Raw genomic sequence first — 4337 nt, 5'->3', positions numbered from 1 at the left:
GCCGCAGGTCGCGGCGCAGCCACAGGACCGAGGCCGTCACGCGACGAGCATCCCGCGGGCCGGCGCCGCGGGCGTGCCGGCCTCGGCGGGCCGGCGCAGCCGCAGCTGGACCACGTCGAGGTAGCCGGTCGCGAACCCGGCCTCGCAGTAGGCCAGGTAGAACTCCCAGGTACGACGGAAGGCCTCGTCGAAGCCCCGGCGGCTGATCGTCGGCCACTGCTCGGTGAAGGTGCGCCGCCACCGCTGGAGCGTCTCGGCGTAGTCGGTGCCGAACCGGTGCACCTCGTCGACGCGCAACGTCGTCCCCCGCGTGGTGACCTGCTGGATCGCCTCGAGCGACGGGATCAGCCCACCGGGGAAGATGTGCTTCTGGATCCACCCGTAGGACCGGCGGGTGGCCAGGTACCGCTCATGGCTCATCGTGATGGCCTGCAGGGCCACCGTGCCGCCCGGTGCCAGCAGGCGGTCCAGGGCCGCGAAGTACGTCGGCCAGAACTCCTCGCCGACCGCCTCGATCATCTCCACGCTCACGATCGCGTCGTAGCTGCCGGCGACCTCGCGGTAGTCCTCCAGGCGGACCTCCACCCGGTCGGCCAGGCCCGCCTCCGTCACCCGCTGCCGGGCCAGGTGCGCCTGCTCCTGGGAGAGCGTCACCGTGGTGACGAGCGCCCCGCGTCGGGCGGCCTCGATGGCCAGCGTGCCCCACCCGGTGCCGATCTCGAGCAGCCTGGTCCCGCGGCCCACGCCGGCGCGGTCCAAGATCGCGTGCACCTTGCGGAGCTGGGCCTGCGCGAGGTCCTGGTCCTGAAGCGGGAGGGAGGGGTCGAACAGGGCCGAGGAGTAGGTCAGCGTCTCGTCCAGGAACGCGCCGAACAGCTCGTTGCTGAGGTCGTAGTGGGCCTCGATGTTGCTGCGCGAGCCGCGCAGGGAGTTGCGCTGGGCGGCGGGGATGCGCCGGTCCACCAGCCGCCGGAACCGGGCCAGCCCCGGTGGCACTGCCGAGGTGAGCCGTGCGGCGAACGGCACCAGCAGGTCCGCGAGGTCGGTGCCCTCCCCGGCCCGCCAGTCGCCGGCCACGTACCCCTCGCCGATGCCGATCTTGGGGTGGCGGCCGAGCCGTGCGAAGAAGGCGTCGGGCCGGACCAGCTCCAGCACCGGCCACCCCTCCCGCACCTCGGGGTCGGTGGAGCGCCGGCCGAGGAGGGTTCCGTCGGGCAGGCGTACCTGGACCGGGACCCGGTCGGCCACCACCGCCACCACTCGGCGTGCCACGGCGGCGCGCACCCCCGGCCTGCGGGGTGCCTGGACGCGACGGGGTGCGGCGATCGAGCTCATCGGACGGCCTCCTGGGGGTGCGGGGAACGGGGGTGGACGGGGAGCCGGGCGAGCCAGAGGCGGATCCCGTGCCAGCGGATCAGCAGGCTCACCCGCTGGGTCATCAGCAGGTGGCGCACGGCGGTGCGTCGGACGTTCGCCGGGGTGGCCGGCACGAGGACGCCGGTGCTGGCCGCGGTGAAGACCGGACGCCCGTCGCGGACCAGACGGATGGAGACGCCCGCGCGCTCGCGGTCCAGGCTGACCCGCACGTCGTACCGTCCGGACACGTCGTTGAACGGGGAGACGTAGAAGGCCTTGTCGACACTCCCGCGTCCCTCCTCGTCCAGGTCGAGCAGGTAGGCGTGGCGCTCCCCGTAGGTGTTGTGCACCTCCAGGACCACCGCCCGCCGGCGACCCTCGCGGTCCAGGCACCAGAAGACCGTGAGCGGGTCGAAGGTGTGGCCCAGGACCCGGGCGTGAGCGAGCATGAGGACCCGGTCGCCGTCGGTCAGCTCGACCCCTCGTGCCGCCAGGAACCGGGCGAGGTCACCGCGGATGCCTCCTCCGAGGCGGCCCGCGTCGAGGTGGTCACGAGGGTCGAACCGGGAGACCAGGCGCAGCGGCCACCGGTACCGGGGCAGCCGGTCGAGGTCGACCAGCCACTGGTAGTGCCGGTGCTGGAAGCGGCGCGACACCGGGGAGCGACGCGCGTGGCTGACCGTGCCGACGACGAGCGCGGGCACGGTGAGGTCGGCGGGCACGGTCACCAGCGGCCGCCCAGGGAGGTGGCGGCCTCGACCCCGGACCGGCAGCCGTCCTCGTGGAAGCCCCAGCCCAGGTGCGCGCCGGCGAAGGCCAGCCGGTCGCCGCCGGCGTCCCGGAGGCGAGCGGCCGCGGCCACGGCCTCGTGGGTGAAGACCGGGTGCCGGTAGGACATCCGCGCTGTGACGAGCGCCGGGTCCACGCGTCCCTGAGGGTTCAACGTGACCACGTGCTCCTCGCTGTCGGTGAGCCCCATCAGCCGGTTCATCCAGTAGCTCACCAGGACCGGCTCGTCGTCCACGCGCCGGGCGCAGGACATCCGGTAGTTCCACGAGGCTCGTGCACGCGGGCTGGCGGGGAGGACCGTCGCGTCCCGGTGCAGCCAGGTCTCGTTGGCGGAGTACCCGATGGCCCCGAGGTCATCCTTCTCCTCCGGGCTCGCGTCGGCCAGCAGCTGCAGGGCCTCGTCGGCGTGGGTGGCCACCACCGCCGTGTCGAAGGTCGTGGTGTTCCCGTCGCCGGTCCGGACGTCGACGCCGTCCGCGTGCCGCAGCACGGCGGTCACCGGAGCAGCAGGAAGCACGGTGCCGCCGTGCGCGGCGAGGCGAGCCAGCAGCCGGTCGACGTAGCTCGCGGAGCCGCCGACCACGGTTCGCCAGGTGGGCGATCCGGTGACGCTCAGCATCCCGTGGTGGTCGAGGAACCGGAAGAGGTGGCGAGCGGGGTAGCTGCCGGAGTCGGTGTCCCCGGAGGACCACACGCACGAGACCAAGGGCAGTGCGAAGTGCCGGACGAAGTAGTCGGAGTAGCCGCCTTCACTCAGGAACTCGCCCCAGGTGGGGTCCTGGTCGGTGCTGGCGAGGAGCCGTCGGGCCGCGCGGTGGAAGCGCGGCACCTCGACCAGCATCCGCACGAAACGAGGGTCGGCCAGGCGCCGGGGCTGCGCGAGGATGCCACCCGCGCCGCGCCCGCCCGCGTAGGACAGTCCGCAGCCCTCGCAGGTGATGCTCATGCTCATCTCGGTCGCGCGGGTCTGCACGCCCAGCTCGCCGAACAGCCGGAGCAGGTGGGGGTAGGTGCGGTCGTTGTGCACGATGAAGCCGGAGTCGATCCTCAGCTGCCGGCCGTCCGCGGCGGGGACGTCGTGGGTGTGTGCGTGGCCGCCCAGCCTCGGGTCGGCCTCGTAGAGGGTGACGTCGTGGGTGCCGGAGAGCACGTGGGCCGCGGTGAGGCCCGAGACGCCCGCGCCGATCACGGCGGCGGTGGGTCGAGGCTGGGTCATGACGCTCCTGCGGGTGTCTAGGGCTTGTCGAAACTCTGTCGAGACTCTAGGCTGGTCGCACAAACTTTGTCAAAGGTTAGGAACGCGCGTGCCTCTCACTCCGACGGCAGCAGCCGTCTAGGATCGACAATCCATGTACACGATCAAGCACGCCGCGGAGCTCACCGGGATCGCCGTGCCGACGCTGCGGGCCTGGGAACGCCGCTACGGCGTCGTCGCCCCGGTCCGCACCGCTGCCGGGTACCGCCTCTACGACGAGGGGGCCGTGCAGTCGCTGCGCACCATGCAGACCCTCGTCCAGGAGGGCTGGGCCCCCCGCCAGGCCGCCGAGGAAACCCGTCGACGGGCGGCCGAGGGGCTGCCGCCCGCGCCCATCACCGAGGGGCCCGACACCTCCGAGGGGCGTGGCGGGGACGACCTCGCCGCGGACGCGCGCGCCCTCGTCGCAGCCGGGGTCGGCCTGGACGCGGCGGCCGTCGCGGCCGTCCTGGACCGGCGTTTCAGCCTGACCTCCTTCGAGACGGCAGTCGACGACTGGCTGATGCCGGCCCTCCACGCGCTCGGCGAGGCCTGGGCGCGAGGTGAGCTCAGTGTCGCCGGCGAGCACCTGGTCGCCCACGCGGTGCACCGTCGGCTGGGTGCCGCCTACGAGGCCGGCGGGCGCGTGGCCTCCGGACCCCGGGTGGTCGTCGGTCTCCCTCCGGGAGCCCACCACGACCTGGGCGTGCTCGCCTTCGCTGCGGCGGCCCGACGAGCGGGAGTCCCCACCACCTACCTCGGGGCCGACCTGCCCGCGGCGGACTGGGTCTCGGCCACCGCGGGCGCCGACACCCGGGGCGCCGTGCTGGCGGTGTCCCGCACGGAGGACCTCCCGGCCCTGGACGCGGTCGTCGCCGCCCTGCGCACCGGCCGGCCGGGCCTGCTGGTGGCGGTCGGCGGGAGCCTGCAGGACAGCGACCCGGACGCGCTGTACGGC

At 73.7% G+C, this 4337-nt stretch carries 4 protein-coding genes; 1 reads left to right on the top strand and 3 read right to left on the bottom strand.

All coding sequences use genetic code 11. The features are described 5' to 3' along the window. Positions 1 to 36: 36 nt before the first annotated feature. The 3 genes from PLP61_RS15255 to PLP61_RS15245 are packed head-to-tail and all read right to left on the bottom strand — an operon-like array spanning position 37 to position 3361. Positions 37 to 1335: a class I SAM-dependent methyltransferase gene (locus tag PLP61_RS15255; RefSeq protein ID WP_324503613.1), complete on the bottom strand. Its 1299-nt coding sequence runs from the start codon at positions 1333 to 1335 to the stop codon at positions 37 to 39. Further along, entirely contained in the window at positions 1332 to 2084 is a 753-nt protein-coding gene (locus PLP61_RS15250) for a DUF1365 domain-containing protein (protein ID WP_324503612.1), read from the bottom strand. Before PLP61_RS15250 ends, PLP61_RS15255 begins: the two co-directional genes overlap by 4 nt. Then, positions 2081 to 3361 (bottom strand): NAD(P)/FAD-dependent oxidoreductase, encoded by a 1281-nt coding sequence (locus tag PLP61_RS15245; protein WP_324503611.1) that lies wholly within the window; start codon positions 3359 to 3361, stop codon positions 2081 to 2083. The genes PLP61_RS15250 and PLP61_RS15245 overlap by 4 nt, the downstream gene beginning before the upstream one ends. Positions 3362 to 3494: 133 nt before the next feature. On the opposite strand from PLP61_RS15245, the gene PLP61_RS15240 reads away from it, so the two are divergent. Further along, positions 3495 to 4337, top strand: an 843-nt coding sequence (locus tag PLP61_RS15240) for a MerR family transcriptional regulator (protein ID WP_324503610.1), incomplete at its 3' end; no start/stop codon positions are given.

This window comes from Nocardioides sp., assembly GCF_035429765.1.
GTDB lineage: Bacteria > Actinomycetota > Actinomycetes > Propionibacteriales > Nocardioidaceae > Nocardioides.
The sequence above is the reverse complement of the archived record's forward strand: the minus strand, read 5'-3'. Positions and strand labels throughout refer to the sequence as shown.